At 53.5% G+C, this 1820-nt stretch carries 2 pseudogenes; both read left to right on the top strand.

Annotation, left to right across the window (positions count from 1 at the left end):
* Positions 1-1333, top strand: a pseudogene (locus QN399_RS26085) (hypothetical protein); the annotation flags it as partial.
* A gap of 1 nt (position 1334) precedes the next feature.
* A pseudogene (locus QN399_RS26080) lies at positions 1335-1820 on the top strand (hypothetical protein); the annotation flags it as partial.

Below are 1820 nucleotides of genomic sequence, written 5' to 3'. Positions count from 1 at the left end.
GTTAGCGTTGGTGTTTCCTCCAGAGCAGCAGGCGCAGGTACGGTCGCTGCTGGATAACTATCGGCAGGGGGTGAGGGTTGCGCCTACAGCAGGACTATTAGGGGATGGGGCTGGGCTGTTGGTGTTTGCGGTGCAGTTGGTGAATTTTGTGCAGGTGTGGAAAGAGGTAATGGCTGAACCCGAACAAAAAAGGGACACCGGGCTATTGTGGGGTCCATTTTTTACTACTGCCGCAGCAGGGTTTGGGGCCGCCCAAGGGATTGCCGATACCGCCCTCAGTGCTCACGCAGCTCAATTGGGTAGAAACCTAAAAGTGGCTGAGTTGAAGGGTATTCATGTCCAGATGGGCAAACTACACATCGGTCTAGGGATTGTGGGTTACTCAGCTGGAATGGTTGCTGCTCTGACCAATCTAAATATCTCACACGATAATTGGCTAAATGCCACCCGCGAGGGCAATGCAGGAGCCCAAGCGGGAGCAGCTCTAAGCATGGTCGGTAATAGCGGCGCATTCTTTAATAATGCTTACGGGGTGCAACAAAGCGGTGTGGCTTTACGGAATATTCTCGCCGTTATTTGGCAACCCGAAGCTCGCGCAACCGCTTGGGCAGTGTCGGGACCTCGTTTGGCAACGGTATTTTTCCGTTTCAACGTAGCCGGTATTCTGATTACCGCGCTAGAGCTGTCGGGCACCTGGTTTTACAACCGCTATAACCTCAGTCGCCATGATCGATGGCTGCAAACGACACCCTGGAGTCAGGATCCGGATCGACGTTTGTCGCTGCCATTAAGCGAGTACCAAAAAAGTCTGCACGTTCAGGTCAAGGCCCCAAAAATCGTAGTATGGCCTGAGCAACCCGATAATCAGGGCACCCAGCCCGCGACACGAATAGTGCTGCACCTGCCCACCACCTCCAGCGCCGATTTGATGAAACCTTTTGGCAACAGCAAAGCCAAAACCGTGCTCAGGATAGGTGGCTATGAAGTCCGCACTCATACCACACGAGTCAACGCCGTTGAACGCTGGACTGTAGCGACTGACGCCCTAATCCAAAAACTGCAGATCAAACAAGCGACACCCCTGGTTCTGGAGTTTGAGGCGCCCACTCGCAAGTATCGCCCCACCGCCACCGAGCGCGACGAGTTGGTGGTGACCGTTGAACTCGGAGACTTTAGCCCCGAGGACGGCGTTTACTTACTCAACGTTTATCAATTCCGCGTACCTCTCGACGGCCAAGGCGGTGAGATCGCTGATAAGAACCTTGAACCTCAAGGGGAGAAATGCACTTTTTACCTGATCGATCCCCTCCACCTGCCACAGGAGGACGACTGATATGGCTAAACAGCCACCTGACGCGCCGCCACCAATCAGTCGTGAACCGTATGCCGGGATGATCGAAAACTTCCCCAGCGGCCAGGTTATTTATCTGGCCCCCGTTCCTTTGCCCACCGACAGGCCGGCTCAGGACTACGGAAGTGCGGTAGGTGAAGAAAATGAAACCTACATGGAGTTTGGGTTTGGAACGCCATCGGTGTTCAGTTGGCAGGCAACACTAGGTGGTCCCTTTAGCTTTTTTTGTATGACTGCTTTCCTGGCTCCAGCGATATTCGGCCTAATGGGACTACTCGTAGGGGAGGATCTAAAAAGCTCTGTCAACTTTACGTTGGATATGATTCCGTCTGGCTTGAGATACGGAGCTTTGGGCGCTGGCATAACACTTGCCATATTTCTAATCACTACTATCAACCACCTCGCAAAATACGAAACCCTCGTCCCTACCCGCTTCAACCGCCAACGCCGTGAAGTCTGTTTCGTCCCC

It is taken from the genome of Pseudomonas sp. 10C3 (assembly GCF_036346185.1).
In the GTDB taxonomy this organism is placed as follows: Bacteria; Pseudomonadota; Gammaproteobacteria; order Pseudomonadales; family Pseudomonadaceae; genus Aquipseudomonas.
The sequence above is the reverse complement of the archived record's forward strand: the minus strand, read 5'-3'. Positions and strand labels throughout refer to the sequence as shown.